Raw genomic sequence first — 16,580 nt, 5'->3', positions numbered from 1 at the left:
CGCTGTCAAGGGCAATGGCGACTTGAGTAACGATTCGCAGCAACGGATTCAGCCGGCCACCGTCGTGCTGGTCCATGGATTGTGGATGTCGGGCTTCGAGCTGCGAGTGCTGAAGCACCGGCTCGAAGCGGACGGGCAGTTTCGCGCCGTCGCGTTTTCCTATCCGTCGCTCACCGGGACGATGAACGATCACGTGCGCGCCCTGGTGGATTTTGCGCAAGCGCAGGAGGTGCCGGAGCTGCATTTCGTCGGTCACAGCCTCGGCGGTCTCGTGATCCTGCGTGCGTTACAACTTACTGACGATTTGCCGCCGGGACGAGCAGTGTTGCTGGGCACGCCGCTGCAAGGATCGAGGGCAGCGCAGGGGGTCGCGCGTATTCTTCCATTTGGTAAAGCGATTCTCGGCGCGGCGGTGAATGCGGAGTGTGTCGAGGTCGCGCCGCGCGAGTGGCGTGGGCATCGCGACGTTGGTGTAGTCGCGGGCTCGATGGGGTTGGGACTGGGGCGATTGTTTGCCGATCTGAACGCGGATCATGACGGCACGGTGCTCGTGGAAGAGACCCTGCTGCCAGGCGCGAAAGATCACATCACCTTGTCGACGTCGCACACGGGAATGCTGTTCTCGGCGGAAGTGGCGGAACAGGCGGGTTGGTTCTTGCGAACCGGCGTGTTTCGCCGCTGACGGCGGCGAGCGCGTTGCGCATCGCCGCCCGGTGTTACTGACTCATTTTTCCGCGGCCAGCTTCTTCAGCCTGTACAGCGCGTCGAGCGCTTCGCGAGGTGTCATCGAGTCTGGATCGACGCTGCGTAGGGCAGCGACGGCTTGGTGTTCCTCCTCTTCCTCGTCGTCGGGGAACTCCAGCAACAATTCGCCCTGCGGCTTCACTCCTTGCGCGGCTGCCGAGCGGCGCTCCAGCTCGTGCAGATATTTGCGCGCGGCGCCGATAACTTTGGGCGGCACGCCGGCCAGCGCTGCAACCTGCAGACCGTAGCTTTGATTCGCCGGACCCTCCTTCACCGTGTGCAGGAAGATGAGCTTCTCGCCGTGCTCGGTCGCATCGAGGTGCACGTTCGCGACATTGTCCAAGTCCTGCGCGAGCGATGTGAGCTCGAAGTAGTGCGTCGCGAACAGCGTGAATGCACGCACGCTACGAGCGATGTGGTTCGCGCACGCCCACGCGAGAGACAGGCCGTCGTACGTACTCGTGCCGCGACCGATCTCATCCATCAACACCAGGCTGTTGTTGGTCGCGTTATTCAGAATGTTTGCCGCTTCCGTCATCTCCACCATGAAGGTCGAGCGGCCGCCGGCGAGATCGTCCGAGGCGCCGATGCGAGTGAACACACGATCGATCGGTCCGATGCGCGCCGCGGTGGCGGGGACATAGCTGCCGATGCGAGCGAGGATGACGATCAGCGCGGTCTGGCGCATGAAGGTCGACTTACCGCCCATGTTCGGGCCGGTGATTACCTGCATGCGCCGATCGGTGTTCAAACGCAGATCGTTGGGCACGAACGGTTGATCGATGAAGCGCTCGACGACGGGGTGACGGCCCTCGGTGATCTGAATCACCGGATCGTCGGAAAGCTCCGGCTGCGCGTAACGCAAGTTCACTGCGCGCTCGGCCAGGTTCGATAGCACGTCGAGTGCTGCGAGCGCCGCGGCGGAGCCTTGCAGCTCGGCGAGCTTGGCGATCAGCACATCGAGCAGCGCGTCATAAAGTTGTTTCTCACGAGCCAGCGCCCGGTCGCGCGCGCCGAGCACCTTGTCTTCGAACTCTTTCAGCTCTGGCGTGATGTAACGCTCGGCGTTCTTCACCGTCTGACGACGGTGATAATCAGTGGGCACCTTGTCGGCGAAGCTGCGGTTGATCTCGATGTAGTAGCCCGAGACCCGGTTGTAGCCGAGTCGCAGGTTCGCGATGCCGCTACGCTCGCGTTCGCGCGCTTCGAGTTGCACCAGATATTGATCGCTATGCTCGCTGATGAGCTTGAGCTCATCGAGCTCGGCGTCGTAGCCCTGAGCGATCACGCCGCCTTCGCGCAGGATGGGCGGCGGCGATTCAACGATGGCTCGTGTGAGCACGTCGTGGAGGTCGGGATAGGTGCCCGCCTGCGAAGCGAACTCACGCAGGAGCGGAGAGTCGATGTTCGCCAGCAGCTGCTGCAATTCAGGCAAACGTCCGAGCGCATCACGCAGCTGCGCCAGATCCCGAGGGCGCGCGCTTTTCAGCGCGACACGGGCAAGGCCGCGCTCGATGTCGCCCACGTGATTGAGCAGATCGTGCAACTGCGTGTACAGCGCGCGATCGATCAATGTCGAAATCGCCTGCAGCCGCAATTCAACAGCACCGCGATCACGCAGCGGCCGATTGAGCCACCGGCGCAATTCGCGACCGCCCATCGCCGTCGCGGTTTGATCGAGCACAGCCGACACGGTGCATTCAGGCCGGTTCGTCAAACTCACATCCAGTTCGAGATTGCGACGAGTGGCAGCGTCGAGCAGCACGGCTTCGCTGCGTTCTTCGGTGCGCAGGCCGCGCAGGTGCGGCAGTGCAGCCTTTTGCGTGTCGCGAACGTATTGAAGCAATGTTCCCGCCGCGCGAATCGCGAGCGAGTATTCGGCGCAACCGAAGCCGGAAAGATCACGCGTCGAAAATTGCTCGCACAGCATCCGCGTGCATGTTTCCAAATCGAAGTGCCACAGCGGGCGCTCGCGCACGTGTGTCGTGATGCCCGCGGGCGCCCCCGATTCGGGCACGAGCAGCTCGGCCGGTCGCAGACGCTCGATCTCGGCGGCGAGGCCTTCGTCGCCGGCCGCTTCCATCACACTGAAGCGACCGCTCGACAACTCCAGCCACGCGAGGCCGAAGCGCTGACCTTCGCGATACAGCGACGCGAGCAGATTGTCCTTGCGCGCATCGAGGAAGGCGTCATCGGTGACCGTGCCCGGTGTGACGACGCGCACCACTGCACGCTCGACCGGCCCCTTCGATTTCGCTGGATCGCCGATCTGTTCGCAAATGGCGACGGACTCGCCTTTGCGCACCAGTCGCGCAAGATAGGACTCGGCGCTGTGATACGGCACGCCGGCCATGGGAATTGGCTGCCCGCCCGATTGCCCGCGCGCGGTCAGGGTGATGTCCAACAGGCGCGCGGCCCGTTTGGCATCGTCGAAGAACAACTCGTAGAAGTCGCCCATGCGATAGAACAGCAGCTCGTTCGGATACTGCGCTTTGAGGCGCAGGTATTGCTGCATGGACGGGGTGTGGGATTCCAGGGCGGCGGACATCGCTTAAGTGACTAACTCTCTATGACGCTATGGAAGGCAGATCAGGTCTCGAGCCGACAGTGGCCCAAGCCCGGGCGACAAAGGACGGAATTGTGCCTGTGCGAATCCGGATATGCCCAGCTTGACGTTCATCCCCAGGACCCTGAAGCATGCATGGCATGAACAGCGATGACGATTTGAAGCGCCTCGCCACCCAGGCCGGCGCGGACCTGCTGGACGCCGAGCGGCGCCTGGTGACGGCGGAATCGTGCACCGGCGGCTGGGTCGCCAAGCTGTTGACCGATATTGCGGGCAGTTCGGCGTGGTACGACGGCGGCGTGGTGGCGTATAGCAACACGCTGAAGCAATCCTTGCTCGGAGTGCGGCCCTCGACGCTCGCGTCACATGGAGCGGTCAGCGAGGCGACGGCTCGAGAAATGGCGATCGGCGCGCTGGAAACGCTTGGCGGTCACATAGCGCTGGCGGTGACGGGTATCGCCGGCCCTGCGGGCGCGCAGCCGGGCAAACCGATCGGGACGGTGTGGTTTGGCTGGGCCTGGAAAGAGGGGCATGAAATAGAGACCCGGGTTGCGCTGGAGACATTCACCGGAGACCGTGAGGCAATTCGCCGTCAGTCCGTGGCGCGAGTTCTGCGCGAGTTGAGTCAGCTGCAGCGGAAGCCCTGAGGTCGGCGGTGGGCCGTCCTGCCCAGCAGCGGTTGTTCTTCGCGCTGTGGCCGGGTGGTGAGTTTCGCGCAGAGCTCGAAGCAGCCACCCTTCCTGCGGCCCGAGCGAGTGGCGGACGGCTGATATCGCCACGGAATTTCCACGTCACCCTGTTATTTCTCGGCCAGATTCCGAACCAGCGTTTTGCGGTCATTCAGCAAGCCGGCGAGGGCTGGGCCGGCAGTGCGGCATTTGCGCTGGATTTCGATGGCATCGAATCGTGGGGCCGCCGAGTGCTGTGTCTCACCACGTCGAGACCGCCGGCCAGCGCGATTGCCTTGGCAGCAGGCCTGCGCGCCAGTCTGAGCAGCCAGCTGAAGCAACTGGATGAACGCCCCTATATCCCGCACATCACGCTGGCCCGCGACCTGCCCCGCAGCCTGCAACCCCAGAAAATCAAAACATTGCGCCAGCAGGTGAACGAGTTCGTGCTGGTCGAATCGGTTTCCGATGCCAGCGGCTCGCAGTACTCGATCCTGGAGCGCTGGCCGCTGCGCTGATCGTTACAATGACGCCTACACCGGCGCCGACAGTGGCGGAGCGCGAATAACTGTGCAAATATACAGATATTCCCCAGTTTCGAGCGTTCAGTAGGTGAATACTGGCGCCGCAGCTGCAGGCCACTAATCAACATCCAATCTATCGACAGGTCCTCCGATGGAAGAAAATCGTAAGAAGGCGCTAGTCGCCGCGCTTGGCCAGATCGAGAAGCAGTTCGGCAAGGGCTCGGTGATGCGTCTGGGCGACGCCAGCGCCACTTACGATGTGGAAGCGGTGTCCACTGGCTCGCTGGGCCTGGATATCGCGCTCGGCGTGGGCGGACTGCCCCGCGGCCGAGTCATCGAGATCTACGGTCCGGAATCCTCAGGTAAAACCACGCTGACTCTGCAGGTCATCGCCGAAGCTCAGCGCGCCGGCGGCACGGCGGCCTTCGTCGACGCGGAACACGCGCTCGATCCGGTGTACGCCGAGAAGCTCGGTGTGAACGTGCAGGAACTGTTGGTGTCGCAGCCGGACACCGGCGAGCAGGCTCTGGAAATCACGGATATGCTGGTGCGCTCCAGCGCGGTCGACGTGATCGTGGTCGACTCGGTCGCGGCGCTGACGCCGAAGGCCGAAATCGAAGGCGAAATGGGGGACACGCACGTCGGCTTGCAGGCCCGCCTGATGTCGCAGGCGCTGCGCAAGCTCACCGGTAATATCAAGCGCTCCAACACCATCGTCATTTTCATCAACCAGATCCGTATGAAGATCGGCGTGATGTTCGGTAACCCCGAGACCACCACCGGCGGCAATGCGCTCAAGTTCTATTCGTCGGTGCGCCTCGACATCCGCCGCATCGGCGCCATCAAGAGTGGCGAGGAAGTGGTCGGCAACCAGACGCGCGTCAAAGTGGTCAAGAACAAGGTCGCGCCGCCGTTCCGCGAGGCTGAGTTCGAAATCATGTACGGCCAGGGCATTTCGCGTAACGGCGAGATCATCGATATCGGCGTGTTGCAGGGCTTGGTCGAGAAGTCGGGCTCCTGGTACAGCTACAACGGCGAGCGCATCGGTCAGGGTAAGGAGAACGCCCGCACCTTCCTGCAGACGCATCCCGAGATCGCTCGCGAGATCGAAGGCAAGATTCGCGAAAAGCTGTTGCCGGATACCAAGGCAGTGAAGGGTGAGGCGGTCTAAGACCAGTCGCACGCGCGAACTATTCGAGGCCGCGGGGCTGCCCGCGGTCGACGATGAGGCGCTAACTCCTGAAGAGCGGGCCGAGCGCGCCAAGAAGCAGGACAAGGAAGTCGAGATTGCCGCGGTGCGCTTGTTATCGCGTCGTGAGCATTCCACCGAGGAGTTGAAGCGCAAGCTGGCGGCGAAGGGCTATCCCGAAAGCAGCATCGCCAGCGTGCTCGACAAGCTGGGCAAGAAAAAGTGGCTCTCGGACGAGCGCTTCGCCACGAATTATGTCCACCACCATGCCCGGCGCGGCCAGGGGCCAGTGCGAATCCGGGCGCAGCTGCGTCAGCAGGGCATTACGGACTCGCAGATCCAGCAGGAAATTGCTGGCGGCGAGCAGGATTGGAACGGACTGGCGGCCGAGGTCCGGCGCCGCAAGTTCGGTGTAGCCCTGCCTAAAACCCCGAGCGAGCGTGCAAAGCAGGCGCGGTTCCTTCAATATCGCGGTTTTAACAGCGATCAAATCCGCGCCGCCCTGAAGTTCGATCCCCATCTCGATGATGTGTTGGACATCGAGCCGGAAAAGGACAGTGATCCGGGCGGAGGATGCGATCCGGATCACCCCTGACGGTTCCTCATGACTGCCAAGCGCCTGTCGAGCGCCGACCTTCGCGCGCTGTTCCTCAACTTTTTCCGTGAGCGTGGCCACCAGATCGTGGCGTCCAGCTCGTTGGTGCCGGGCAACGACCCGACCCTGCTGTTCACCAACGCCGGTATGGTGCAGTTCAAGGATGTATTTTTAGGCAAGGACAAGCGCAACTACAGCCGCGCGGTCAGCTCCCAGCGCTGCGTGCGCGCCGGCGGCAAGCACAACGATCTCGAGAATGTCGGCTACACGGCCCGGCATCACACCTTCTTCGAGATGCTCGGTAACTTCAGCTTCGGCGATTACTTCAAGCGCGACGCCATCCGCTTCGCGTGGGATTTCGTAACGGGCAAGCAGTATCTCGGCATCGATCCGCGGCGCCTGATGGTCACTGTGTATCACACCGATGACGAAGCCTATGACATCTGGAACAAAGAAGTCGGCGTGGCCGCGGAGCGCATCGTGCGCATCGGCGACAAGCCGGGTGGCGGCTCGGACAACTTCTGGCAGATGGGCGAAACCGGCCCGTGCGGTCCGTGCTCGGAGATTTTCTACGATCACGGCGCCGATGTGCCGGGCGGTCCGCCGGGCTCGCCGGACGCCGATGGCGATCGTTGGATCGAGATCTGGAATCTGGTGTTCATGCAGTTCGATCGCTCGGCCGACGGTCAGCTCACGCCGCTGCCGAAGCCTTCGGTCGATACCGGCATGGGCCTCGAGCGCACCGCTGCCGTCATGCAGGGCGTGCACTCGAACTATGAGATCGATCTGTTCGTCAATCTGATCGAGGCGGCCGCAGAGGCGACCCGCACCAAGGATTTGTCTGCGAGCTCGCTGCGCGTCATCGCCGATCATATTCGCGCATGTTCATTCCTCGTGGCCGATGGCGTGTTCCCGTCGAACGAAGGTCGCGGCTATGTGCTCCGTCGCATCATTCGCCGTGCGATTCGTCACGGTTATAAGCTCGGCCAGACGCAGCCGTTCTTCTACACCCTGATGGGCGCGCTCGAAAAGGAAATGGGCGATGCATATCCCGAGCTGCGCACTCAACGAGCGCAGATCGAGCGCGTGTTGAAGCAGGAAGAGGAGCGCTTCGCCGAGACGTTGTCGCAGGGCATGGTGTTGCTGGATCAGGCAATCGCCGGACTTGGCGGCAAAAAGGAAATTCCGGGCGAAACGGTGTTCCGGCTGTACGACACCTTTGGTTTCCCGTCGGATCTCACCGCGGACATCGCGCGCGAGCGTGGCCTCACGATCGACGAGGCCGGCTTCGAGCAGGCCATGCAGGTCCAGCGCGACACCAGCAAGGCTGCCAGCAAATTCGGCGTCGATTTGCGCGCCGGCGTGTCGCTGGACGACAAGACCAACTTCAGCGGCTACGACAACCTGGTCGATGCGGGCACTGTCGTCACGTTGCTTCGAGGCAAAGAACGCGTCGACGTGCTGCGTGCGGGTGAGCAAGGTCAGGTGATTCTCGATCACACGCCTTTCTACGCCGAAAGCGGCGGCCAGGTGGGTGACACAGGCGTCTTGACCGGTCCTAATGTTGCGTTCGAAGTTGTCGATACCCAAAAAATCGGCAGCGCATTTGCGCATGTGGGCCGCGTAACAGAAGGCGAGTTGCGTGTCGGTGCTCGTATCGAAGCTCGCGTGGACGGAGAGCGTCGTCGCGCGACGATGGCCAATCACTCGGCCACGCATTTGTTGCACGCAGCCTTACGCAAAGTGCTGGGCGCGCATGTGACACAGAAGGGCTCGTTGGTCGCGCCCGACCGTCTGCGCTTCGACTTCGCGCACTTCGCGGCAGTCACGCCGGAAGAGTTGAAGACGATCGAAGCGCTGGTGAACGTGGAAATCCGTGCGAATGCGCCCGCCGAGACCAAGTTGATGCCCTACGACGCGGCAGTGGCCTCAGGGGCAATGGCTCTGTTCGGCGAGAAGTATGAGGATGAAGTGCGTGTGCTGAGCTTTGGCGGATTTTCCACCGAGCTGTGCGGCGGCACCCATGTAAGCCGTGCTGGCGACATCGGCTTGTTCAAGATCGTCAGCGAAGGCGGTGTGGCTGCGGGCATTCGGCGCATAGAAGCTGTCACGGGACAGGGCGCGTACGAATGGATTTCGCAGACCGATCGTGTGCTACGCGATGTGGCCTCGCTGGTGAAAGCGGGCCGCGACGATGTCGAGGACAAAGTCCGACAGCTGCTGGATCGCAGCCGCAAGCTGGAAAAGGAAGTGGCCGCGCTCAAGTCCAAGCTCGCCAGTGGACAAGGCAACGACCTGACGAGCTCCGCGGTCGATGTCGGCGGTTTGAAGGTCGTCGCTACGCGAGTCGATGGCGCGGATGCGCCAGCCTTGCGCGATGCCGTGGATCAGCTGAAGAACAAGTTGAGCTCAGCGGCCATTGTGCTTGCGTCGGTGGACGACGCGAACAAGGTCGTGCTGATCGCGGGTGTGACGGCGGATCAGACGTCGCGGGTGAAAGCCGGCGATTTGGTCAACTTCGTAGCGCAACAGGTGGGCGGTCGCGGTGGTGGTCGCGCTGACATGGCGCAAGCGGGCGGCAATGATCCGGCGAAGCTGGATGATGCCCTGGCTGCAGTCGTTTCCTGGATCGAGTCCAAAATAACGGCAAAGTCAGCCTGAAACTGTCAACAGTGATTGCGCGAACTGCAGGCCCGCAAGGAAGCTGGTGTACTGAGTTCTTTGCTTAGCTGCCCGCATTATGTCGGTCGAACCGAATGCCCACGAAGTAGTTTTTTTCGATACTGGGGAAAATTCGGGTGCGCCGATAATTGAATAGTGCGAACATACTAAAAAATATATTGTCTTTCTTGTGAGGGTAATTTCGATATTCAGGGAAATCCCGATCCCCATTACCCGAGCAGCTGACCTACTCTCGATTTCGAATGAAAAGTGCGCGCGCTGTGGGAGGGCGGTGATTCCACCGCCGGCAAACGCAACTTGATCGTTCGGCTGACAGCAAGGAGCGAACCATGTTGATTCTGACAAGGCGCGTCGGTGAGACCGTGATGATAGGTAACGACATCACAGTGACCGTCTTAGGCGTCAAAGGTAACCAGGTGCGTGTGGGCGTGAACGCGCCAAAAGAGGTTGCCGTACATCGTGAAGAGATCTACGAGCGCATCAAGCGCGAGGAACAGGCGGCAGGCGGCGGCGCAGCGAAGCGTCCGATCACCGGCGCGGGTTCCTGAGATCTTCGCGCAGTAGCTCAATCGCGGGGTGGCCCGCCACTCCCGCGAGGGTCGCTTTGAACGCTGTGGGCGCGTTCTTCGTCCGACCCTTTACCTGACGGGCCTCGGCCAGTATTCTTGCCGGCCTTCACTGACCTGGGCGTCTTGCCCAGGCAGGCGCCGGAGAGTTGGCCGAGTGGTCGAAGGCGCACCCCTGCTAAGGGTGTATGGGTCAAAAGCCCATCGAGGGTTCGAATCCCTCACTCTCCGCCATCCCCTTTACCTGTAACAATCTGTTACAAGTCGAGCGCGCCATGCGCAGCGCTGATCAGCGCAGGCCCTCTCGCCGCGCGCGTCCTCATCCTGGCGCTTGCCGACGGCTCGGTCGTGCAGCTCAATGCCCAGTCGCGCTTACGCGTCCGTTTTTCGAAAAAAGCGTCGGGCGGAACTGTTGCGAGGTCAACTGCTCTCGCCGCGGTTCGTAGGGATACAAACATCGCCAACCTTACCGGAGCAGTAGCTCACCGACGCGTGCCGATGTAGCGGCGGACGACGCTGCTGTCTTTCACTTCAGCGACGAGAATCCGCTCGCCGCTCACTTCGCCGATCAGCCTCACGGGCTGGTGCTCCAGCACCACGAGCTCCACTCGATTGCCTTCCAGGCGGCCTTCACGCACGCCCAGTCGCTCGCCGCGCGCGGCCAAGGCCTCGATGAATTGAAAGCTTTGCCGAAGCTCGACATCGAAGCTGGTCGTGCCGCCGACCTCCGTGAAGCGCCATTCGCCCGCAATCTGTGCCGGCACGATCCAGAGCAAGGCGCGGGTATTGCCGACGTCGGATTCGAGCACTTCATCCGGACGCCATTCGCCCATGTCGAAGTTGTTGGACACGACGCGCGTGCCCGGTCGCATGTTCAATATGGTCGGGCGCAGCTTGAGATTGATGGTGGGGCCGAGATACAGCGTCAGCACGGTCGCGTCGCTGAAATCGATCTGGAATATGTCGCCTTGCTGGAACTGCGCCTTATCGGTGACCTGCTCGACGCGCGCGTGACATTCGGCGAGCTGAACCAGCTGCGGGTTGTATTCGATGCCCAGCGCACTGGCGCCGAACTGCTTGGCGGCAGCGATCGGAATCTTGCCATCGCCCGAGCCCAGATCGATGACTCGATCCCGGTTCGTGACGCCGGCCACGCGCAGCATGGCCGTGACCACCTCGTCGATGGTCGCGACCCACATCACGTCCTTACCGGGTTCGCCGCTGCGAGGGGCGAACTGTTGCTCGCAGCCAGCGTGAGTTTCGGCTGCGACCGTGCTCAATGGAGCAATGAATACAAGCAGGCACCAGACGGTGCGACTGGCGTGTAGCCACAGTCGCCGAAAACACATCGTCACTCACTCTCTATCGGGGATACGGCCGGATTCTCATATACAGCCGTGTGGGTTCGCGAGCTTAACCTATGTGTGTGTCGGAAATTATCTGACTCGATAAATCTGCGCGCGCTGCAAGACTGCCTGCCTATAATCCCGCGCACGTTTTACCAGGACAAACAGATGGGATGACCACTCCATCGCCCACCGCTGATCAGGAGCGCCTCATCGAGGAGTTGCGCGCGGCGATTGCAGCCCGGGATGAGTTCATCGCCATCGCTGCTCACGAACTGCGCAACCCGATGACGCCCATCGTCGGGCAGGTGCAGCTACTGTTGTCGCGTGCGCGGCGTGAGCGGGCCTCGCCGGCGCTGCTCCAGGGACTGGAGACACTGGAAGTCGCGGTCGATCACTATGTGCGTAGGGCAACTACGCTGCTGGAGATCACTCGCCTGAACGCCGAGGACGTGCGACTCGAGCCGACCGCGTTCGACTTATGTGAGCTGGTGCGAGCCTGCATTCGCAAGTACGAGCAACTGGCCGGCCATGCGGGCTCGACCTTGGGCTGCGACCTGGCCGGTCCCGTCGATGGGACTTGGGATCACTTGGCCACTGAGCAGATTCTGGACAACCTCGTGTCCAATGCGATTCGCTACGGCGACGGCAAGCCAGTGCGAGTCGAGCTGGAGAGCGATCCGGAGTGGGTGGAATTGCGCGTAATCGATCACGGCATCGGCATCGCGCCCGCCGATCGCGAGCGAATTTTTCAGCGCTTCCAGCGAGCTTCCGGCGCACCGCGCAGCGGCGGCTTCGGCATCGGGTTGTGGCTGTCGAGCAGGCTGGTGCAGGCCCAAGGCGGCAGCATGGCGCTGCAAAGCGAGCCAGGCAGCGGCTCGACATTCATTGTAAGACTGCCACGCGACGTGATGGCTCACGCTAAAATCGCGTAAGGATACGCTTGGACTACGAGGGCTAACGCGGTCACGTGAACAACAAAGAACTCAGTCATGAGCCCGGCTTGGAGCGCATCGCCACCGGCGTGCCCGGACTGGATGAGGTGCTCAAGGGCGGCTTTTTCGAAGGCGCCGTTTACATCGTGCGCGGCACTCCGGGTGCCGGCAAAACGATTCTCGCCAATCAGATCTGCTTTCAGAACGCCCGCCAGGGCAAGCGCGCGCTGTTCGTCACCCTGCTCGCCGAAAATCATGCGCGCATGCTCCAGCATCTGGAGCAGATGAGTTTTTACGACGCGCACCTGATCCCGAAGTACGTGTACTACATCAGTGCATTCCGCGTGCTGGAGGAGAACGGGCTGAAGGGAATGATGGATCTGTTGCGCCGGGAAATGCGCGCTCATGAGGCCAGCATTCTGATTCTCGATGGCTTGATCGCGGTCGAGGAAACCAGCACCTCGGATCGGGAGTTCCGGAAGTTCATCCATGAGTTGCAGGCACACGCCGCCACCGCTGGGTGTTGCACGCTGCTCCTGACAAATGGTCGCAGGGGTGAGTACCACCCGGAACACACCATGGTGGATGGTCTGATTACGCTCGAAGACGTGCCCTACGGAAAACGCCGCCAGCGCGAGCTGGAGGTGCGCAAGTTCCGTGGCTCCGCCAGCTTGCGCGGCCGGCATCCTTTTCAGATCACCGACGACGGACTGGTTGTGCACCCACGGCCGGAGTCGCGTTTTCTGCGCAATACCGGCATCGCCGACGGCGACAGGATCTCTACCGGCATTGCGCAGCTGGATGAGATGACCGGCGGGGGACTGATCGCCGATTCATCGACGCTGGTGCTGGGGCCCTCGGGCTCGGGCAAGACCACGCTTGGCACGGCATTCCTGCAGGGCTCGAGCAAGGCCGAGCCCGGCCTGCATTTTGGCTTCTACGAGTCGCCAGAACGGCTGGTTGCCAACGCGCGGCTCATCGGCATCGACTTGAAGTCGAAAGTCGCGGCAGGTCATCTGGAGGTTCTGTGGCGGCCGCCGTTCGAGCGCATCCTGGATGCGCTGGGCAACGAGCTGATCGACGCGGTCCGCCGTCGCAAGGTCAAGCGCCTGTTCATCGACGGCTGGGGCGGGTTCGCCGGCACCGCGGAGACGCACGAGCGGCTCACACCGTTCTTCGCCGCCGTGGCCAATGAGTTGCGCAGCCTGGGCGTCACCACGGTCTGCGCCATGGAAACTCAGAATCTGATCGGACCGGAGCTGCTGGTGCCGGCCACCGGCATTTCCGCCGTCACCGAGAACATGATCCTGCTGCGCTACTCGGAGTATCAGGGCCGCCTGCGCCGCCTGATCTCGATCATGAAGGTGCGTGGTGGCGGCTTCGATCCCAAGCTGCGCGAGTTCGAGATCGGAGACCAGGGCCTGCGGTTCGTCGATAGCTTCAAGACTGCCGAAGGCGTCCTGTCTGGATTTGGCACGGAGCGTCCCGACGCCGTTGCCGCGCCGAGCCGCCCAAAGAAGCAAGCTAAAGGACGACGCGCCGCCGCTCGACGTCGCGGTAAGGCATAGGCATGCAAACCGTGCTAGTCGTCGATGATGAGTTCGGCGTCGCCGAGGTGCTGCAGTCCATCCTCGAAGACGAGGGGTATCGCGTCGCCACCGCGATCAACGGCAAGCAGGCCCTGGCGCGCCTGAGCGAGCTCACGCCCGATCTCATCATGCTCGACTACATGATGCCCATCATGGACGGCACCCAGACGCTGGCGGCGATTCGTAACAACGCGTCGTTCGCCAAGATTCCCATCATCATGATGAGCTCCCTGGAAGAAGCGGCGGTGCGCGAGACCTGCACCGACTACAACAGCTTCCTTCGCAAGCCATTCCGCGCCATGGCCGTCTTGAAGACGGTCGCGCAGCTGCTGGAGGAGTCTGCCCGCCGGTAGGCATTTGTGACTTTCACGCCGGCTTGCTCGAGTTGTCTGGCGAGCCGCCAGTTCTGTTCGGTGGGCATGTCACATTCGGGAATGACTATGAACGCTGGCGGCAGTTTGCCGCCACGTCGCCTTCATCTCGTAAGCTCAATGCAGGCGTGATCGCGAGATTGCCGCCAGCCGAATCACCACCCACAGCCATCCGATCGCGGTGAATGCCCGGTGCCGCACTGTGCTGACGAGTCCACCGCACTACCGCAGCGATTTGTTGGGGCCACGGGAAATTTCACTTCGGCGATAGCGCGTAGTCGACGCCGATGACGACGCTGTCGCCTCGATCTGCGTACTCGCGCACCAAGCGATCATGGGTATCGATGCTGAATGTGGTCCAACCACCGCCATGCAAATAGATGAGTGCCCGCTTTTCTGCGCGCACTGACGGGTTGTGGATGCGCACGCGCACGTCGCCCGGCGGTGTTGAGATCGTGTGCTCGATTCTCTGCGCCATGATCGGGCGCGCGCCGCCCAGGGTGCTCGAACTCGCTCGCAGGCGCGTCGCATTTCTGGAAAAGATAAGCCGTTGAAATCAGGGTGACTGGCGAAGGGTGCACTCATTCTGGCAACGAACTGGCGAATGTCGGGATCGAGGACGGCACCGCGCGCGCAGATGACAGTGTTGGTTGGGTCTGGCAATGCTCGAGCTCCGTGCTTGCGTAATGTCTACCCGGTCGATTTTGTGGTATCACTGCTAGCGCAAGGTACCAGTCAGCTATTGGTGTGCCGTCGCCGATGGAGCAGCATTCATCTCGTCCGGGCCAGCGCCGCGGCGCTGCTGAAGGCCCACTCGATCGTGGGGCGGCCTCCAATAACGGAACGCCTGGTGAGGTCCCGCGCAGCACGCAAAGCATTGACTATCAGGATGTGCCCCGCCCAGTCGCCGCGGTGGCTGACGAATACGAAGCGGGCACGGTGCAGCCGCGACATTCGCACAAACGCGCGCAGGTGATGTACTCGATTTCCGGCGTGGCTTCGGTGACCACCGACCACGCCAGTTATATTTTGCCGCCACAGCGTGCGCTGTGGATTCCCAGCGGTGTGGCGCATGAGATGACCTGTCGTGGCCACGTGTCGGTGCGCACCCTCTATATCGATGAGCGCGCGCGAGGCGATCTGCCCGCAGCGTGCCGCGTCTTCGAAGTGTCCGATCTGCTGCGTGAACTGATCATCGCCGCTGTGCGCATGCCTGTCGAATACGACGAAGCAGGTCGCGATGGTCGCGTGATGAGACTGATCCTGGATGAGATCGCGAGCGCGCCGAGCATTCCGTTGGATATTTCGATGCCTCAGGATCCGCGTTTGCTGAAGGTGTGTCGCGCGATCCTCGAAGATCCGGCGCATGCAGATACATTGGATGATTGGGCGCGCATCGCAGGCATGGGGCGTCGCACGTTCACAAGAATGTTTCGTCGCGAAACGCTGATGAGCTTTGCTACCTGGCGCCAGCACGTGCGGTTGATGGAAGCGATGTCACGGCTGGCAACCGGCGAGCCGGTGACGGCGGTGGCCTTCGATGTTGGCTACAACAGTCCAAGCGCCTTCACGGCAATGTTTCGCAAGGCGTTCGGCGCCGCGCCGACGCGTTACATCAGCGAACAAAACTGAATCCGCGGACGTGACTCAGTCGGCGTGCCCGGCGTTGTCTGCTGGTATGACAGTCACATCGCGCCGGCGGGGCGAGTCTTGCGGCCGACCATGCGCTCCACGTTCCGGATCATATGCATGACCACATCGGTCTGTGACCAGCGGCCCATCGGTCGCCACCACAGCGCCGCCCAGGTGAGCAGGCCGCCGATCGACAGCGAGGTGAAATCGGGATCGTCGAATGTGAATTCGCCGCGCTTCGCGCCTTCCATCAGCAACGCGGACAGCTTGCGATCGAATTCCAGCTTCAGGTCGGTCAGCACCTGCCATTCCTCGGGCTCGAGATTCATTTCCTCGCGCCGATATACCACGATGCACTGCTGATTCAGCAGCACCGCCGAAGTCACGCGCTCGATCGCCAATCGCAGTTTTTCTCCAGGCGGCAGCTTGGTTGCCAGAGCCTCGTCGAGCGCGCCGAGCGGCGAGCGGATGCCAATCTCACAAATGGCGTTGAGGATCTCGCTCTTGTTCCGAAAGTACGAATATAAGAAAGGCTTGGTGACTTTCAGCTCGGCAGCGATCGTGTCGAGAGTGGTCGCTTCATAGCCCTGTGCAAAAAACAACTCACGTGATTGCTCCAGAATCCGCCGCCGCTTGAATTCCTGAACCTCGGTTCGTAATTCATGCTTGTGCGACTGCACTTCCGTTTTCTTATTTGCCTTCGAGGCGCTCACCCGCGCAGCCATAAACTTCCCTCAGCGATACTCGTGCAAAAAAGCCGGTGAATGATGAGGCAGAACGACAGTCATCGCAATCAATCGCTGTGCTGTGATGCTGTCGGAAAATTCGCCAGTCGCTGCTGGCGATTCATTTGTACAGATCGTCGACACTCGCGCGCGTGCGCACCGTCGGTGCGTTCGCCATCATCNATNCGATGCGAGCGATTGCGCTCACTGGGTCGACACGGGCGTGGCGACGCACTCGCGAGGGTGCGTGGCGCGCGCGGGCTGGTGGCGGGCGGGGCAAAGAATTTTGCGGCCTTCCAGCACAGAGTAGCTGCATCTGCCGATTGTTGTGGTAGGATGCGCGCCCTCGCGGCGAATGCGCCCGAGAATGTCAGCGGATGGCTCGGCAAAGGGTTCGGTGGGATCTGGTAAGTAACTGATCCTGTCTCTTATACACATCTGACGCTGC

General features: G+C 61.8%; 15 protein-coding genes, 1 tRNA gene and 1 pseudogene. 12 read left to right on the top strand and 5 right to left on the bottom strand.

The features are described from left to right. Window positions 1–22 precede the first annotated feature (22 nt). Window positions 23–682 (top strand): esterase/lipase family protein, encoded by a 660-nt coding sequence (locus D0550_RS06095; RefSeq protein WP_153067064.1) that lies wholly within the window; start codon window positions 23–25, stop codon window positions 680–682. A 42-nt stretch (window positions 683–724) separates the two neighbouring features. Here D0550_RS06095 and mutS read toward each other — a convergent pair whose 3' ends face one another. Then, on the bottom strand, window positions 725–3,292 hold the full coding sequence (mutS, locus tag D0550_RS06090; RefSeq protein ID WP_116808224.1) for a DNA mismatch repair protein MutS: 2,568 nt from the start codon (window positions 3,290–3,292) through the stop codon (window positions 725–727). A 158-nt stretch (window positions 3,293–3,450) separates the two neighbouring features. Here mutS and D0550_RS06085 point away from each other — a divergent pair, with 158 nt between their 5' ends. The 7 genes from D0550_RS06085 (at window position 3,451) to D0550_RS06055 (ending at window position 9,768) form a co-directional block, all read left to right on the top strand. Beyond that, on the top strand, window positions 3,451–3,957 hold the full coding sequence (locus tag D0550_RS06085) for a CinA family protein (protein ID WP_116808365.1): 507 nt from the start codon (window positions 3,451–3,453) through the stop codon (window positions 3,955–3,957). 8 nt (window positions 3,958–3,965) lie between these two features. Beyond that, window positions 3,966–4,496 carry an RNA 2',3'-cyclic phosphodiesterase gene (gene thpR / locus D0550_RS06080; RefSeq protein WP_161965662.1) on the top strand — a complete coding sequence of 177 codons (531 nt, stop codon included), beginning with the start codon at window positions 3,966–3,968 and terminating at the stop codon, window positions 4,494–4,496. A 157-nt stretch (window positions 4,497–4,653) separates the two neighbouring features. Next, on the top strand, window positions 4,654–5,673 hold the full coding sequence (gene recA / locus D0550_RS06075) for a recombinase RecA (protein WP_116808222.1): 1,020 nt from the start codon (window positions 4,654–4,656) through the stop codon (window positions 5,671–5,673). After that, complete coding sequence (locus tag D0550_RS06070; RefSeq protein WP_206606121.1) at window positions 5,660–6,286, top strand: regulatory protein RecX; 627 nt, start codon at window positions 5,660–5,662, stop codon at window positions 6,284–6,286. The genes recA and D0550_RS06070 overlap by 14 nt, the downstream gene beginning before the upstream one ends. Before the next feature lie 24 nt (window positions 6,287–6,310). Next, the gene (gene alaS, locus D0550_RS06065; RefSeq protein ID WP_116808363.1) at window positions 6,311–8,947 is read left to right on the top strand and encodes an alanine--tRNA ligase; all 2,637 of its coding nucleotides are present in this window, start codon (window positions 6,311–6,313) and stop codon (window positions 8,945–8,947) included. Between the two features lie 350 nt (window positions 8,948–9,297). Then, entirely contained in the window at window positions 9,298–9,516 is a 219-nt protein-coding gene (gene csrA, locus D0550_RS06060; protein ID WP_116808221.1) for a carbon storage regulator CsrA, read from the top strand. Window positions 9,517–9,677: 161 nt separating this feature from the next. Then, window positions 9,678–9,768 (top strand) — tRNA-Ser (locus D0550_RS06055). Window positions 9,769–10,016: 248 nt separating this feature from the next. Here D0550_RS06055 and D0550_RS06050 read toward each other — a convergent pair. After that, a complete protein-coding gene (locus tag D0550_RS06050; protein WP_116808220.1) occupies window positions 10,017–10,883 on the bottom strand; it encodes a class I SAM-dependent methyltransferase in 867 nt (288 codons plus the stop codon). Window positions 10,884–11,053: 170 nt separating this feature from the next. Between D0550_RS06050 and D0550_RS06045 the strand changes: the two genes are divergently transcribed. Genes D0550_RS06045 through D0550_RS06035 form a run of 3 tightly spaced genes read left to right on the top strand, consistent with a single transcriptional unit; the run spans window position 11,054 to window position 13,757 of the window. Further along, window positions 11,054–11,815 (top strand): sensor histidine kinase, encoded by a 762-nt coding sequence (locus D0550_RS06045; RefSeq protein WP_206606119.1) that lies wholly within the window; start codon window positions 11,054–11,056, stop codon window positions 11,813–11,815. Window positions 11,816–11,850: 35 nt separating this feature from the next. Further along, window positions 11,851–13,383, top strand: a complete 1,533-nt coding sequence (locus D0550_RS06040) for a DUF7125 family protein (RefSeq protein ID WP_174842473.1) — start codon at window positions 11,851–11,853, stop codon at window positions 13,381–13,383. 2 nt (window positions 13,384–13,385) lie between these two features. Further along, window positions 13,386–13,757: a response regulator gene (locus tag D0550_RS06035; protein WP_116808219.1), complete on the top strand. Its 372-nt coding sequence runs from the start codon at window positions 13,386–13,388 to the stop codon at window positions 13,755–13,757. A gap of 85 nt (window positions 13,758–13,842) precedes the next feature. Here D0550_RS06035 and D0550_RS35845 read toward each other — a convergent pair. Next, window positions 13,843–14,253: pseudogene (locus tag D0550_RS35845) on the bottom strand (alpha/beta hydrolase fold domain-containing protein). A 413-nt stretch (window positions 14,254–14,666) separates the two neighbouring features. On the opposite strand from D0550_RS35845, the gene D0550_RS06020 reads away from it, so the two are divergent. After that, the gene (locus D0550_RS06020) at window positions 14,667–15,407 is read left to right on the top strand and encodes an AraC family transcriptional regulator (RefSeq protein ID WP_206606118.1); all 741 of its coding nucleotides are present in this window, start codon (window positions 14,667–14,669) and stop codon (window positions 15,405–15,407) included. 53 nt (window positions 15,408–15,460) lie between these two features. Here the strand turns inward: D0550_RS06020 and D0550_RS06015 are convergent, their stop codons facing one another. Further along, a complete protein-coding gene (locus tag D0550_RS06015; protein WP_161965660.1) occupies window positions 15,461–16,120 on the bottom strand; it encodes a TetR/AcrR family transcriptional regulator in 660 nt (219 codons plus the stop codon). A 216-nt stretch (window positions 16,121–16,336) separates the two neighbouring features. Next, window positions 16,337–16,580: hypothetical protein (locus tag D0550_RS35430; protein ID WP_206606117.1), on the bottom strand; the 244-nt coding region annotated here is incomplete at its 5' end.

The sequence above is a fragment of the Steroidobacter cummioxidans genome (assembly GCF_003104955.1).
The sequence above is the reverse complement of the archived record's forward strand: the minus strand, read 5'-3'. Positions and strand labels throughout refer to the sequence as shown.

Coding starts and splice junctions, on each gene's coding strand:
- mutS (WP_116808224.1), bottom strand. CDS start 3,292: ATGTCCGCCGCCCTGGAATCCCACACCCCGTCCATGCAGCAATACCTG.
- D0550_RS06085 (WP_116808365.1), top strand. CDS start 3,451: ATGAACAGCGATGACGATTTGAAGCGCCTCGCCACCCAGGCCGGCGCG.
- recA (WP_116808222.1), top strand. CDS start 4,654: ATGGAAGAAAATCGTAAGAAGGCGCTAGTCGCCGCGCTTGGCCAGATC.
- csrA (WP_116808221.1), top strand. CDS start 9,298: ATGTTGATTCTGACAAGGCGCGTCGGTGAGACCGTGATGATAGGTAAC.
- D0550_RS06050 (WP_116808220.1), bottom strand. CDS start 10,883: ATGTGTTTTCGGCGACTGTGGCTACACGCCAGTCGCACCGTCTGGTGC.
- D0550_RS06045 (WP_206606119.1), top strand. CDS start 11,054: ATGACCACTCCATCGCCCACCGCTGATCAGGAGCGCCTCATCGAGGAG.
- D0550_RS06035 (WP_116808219.1), top strand. CDS start 13,386: ATGCAAACCGTGCTAGTCGTCGATGATGAGTTCGGCGTCGCCGAGGTG.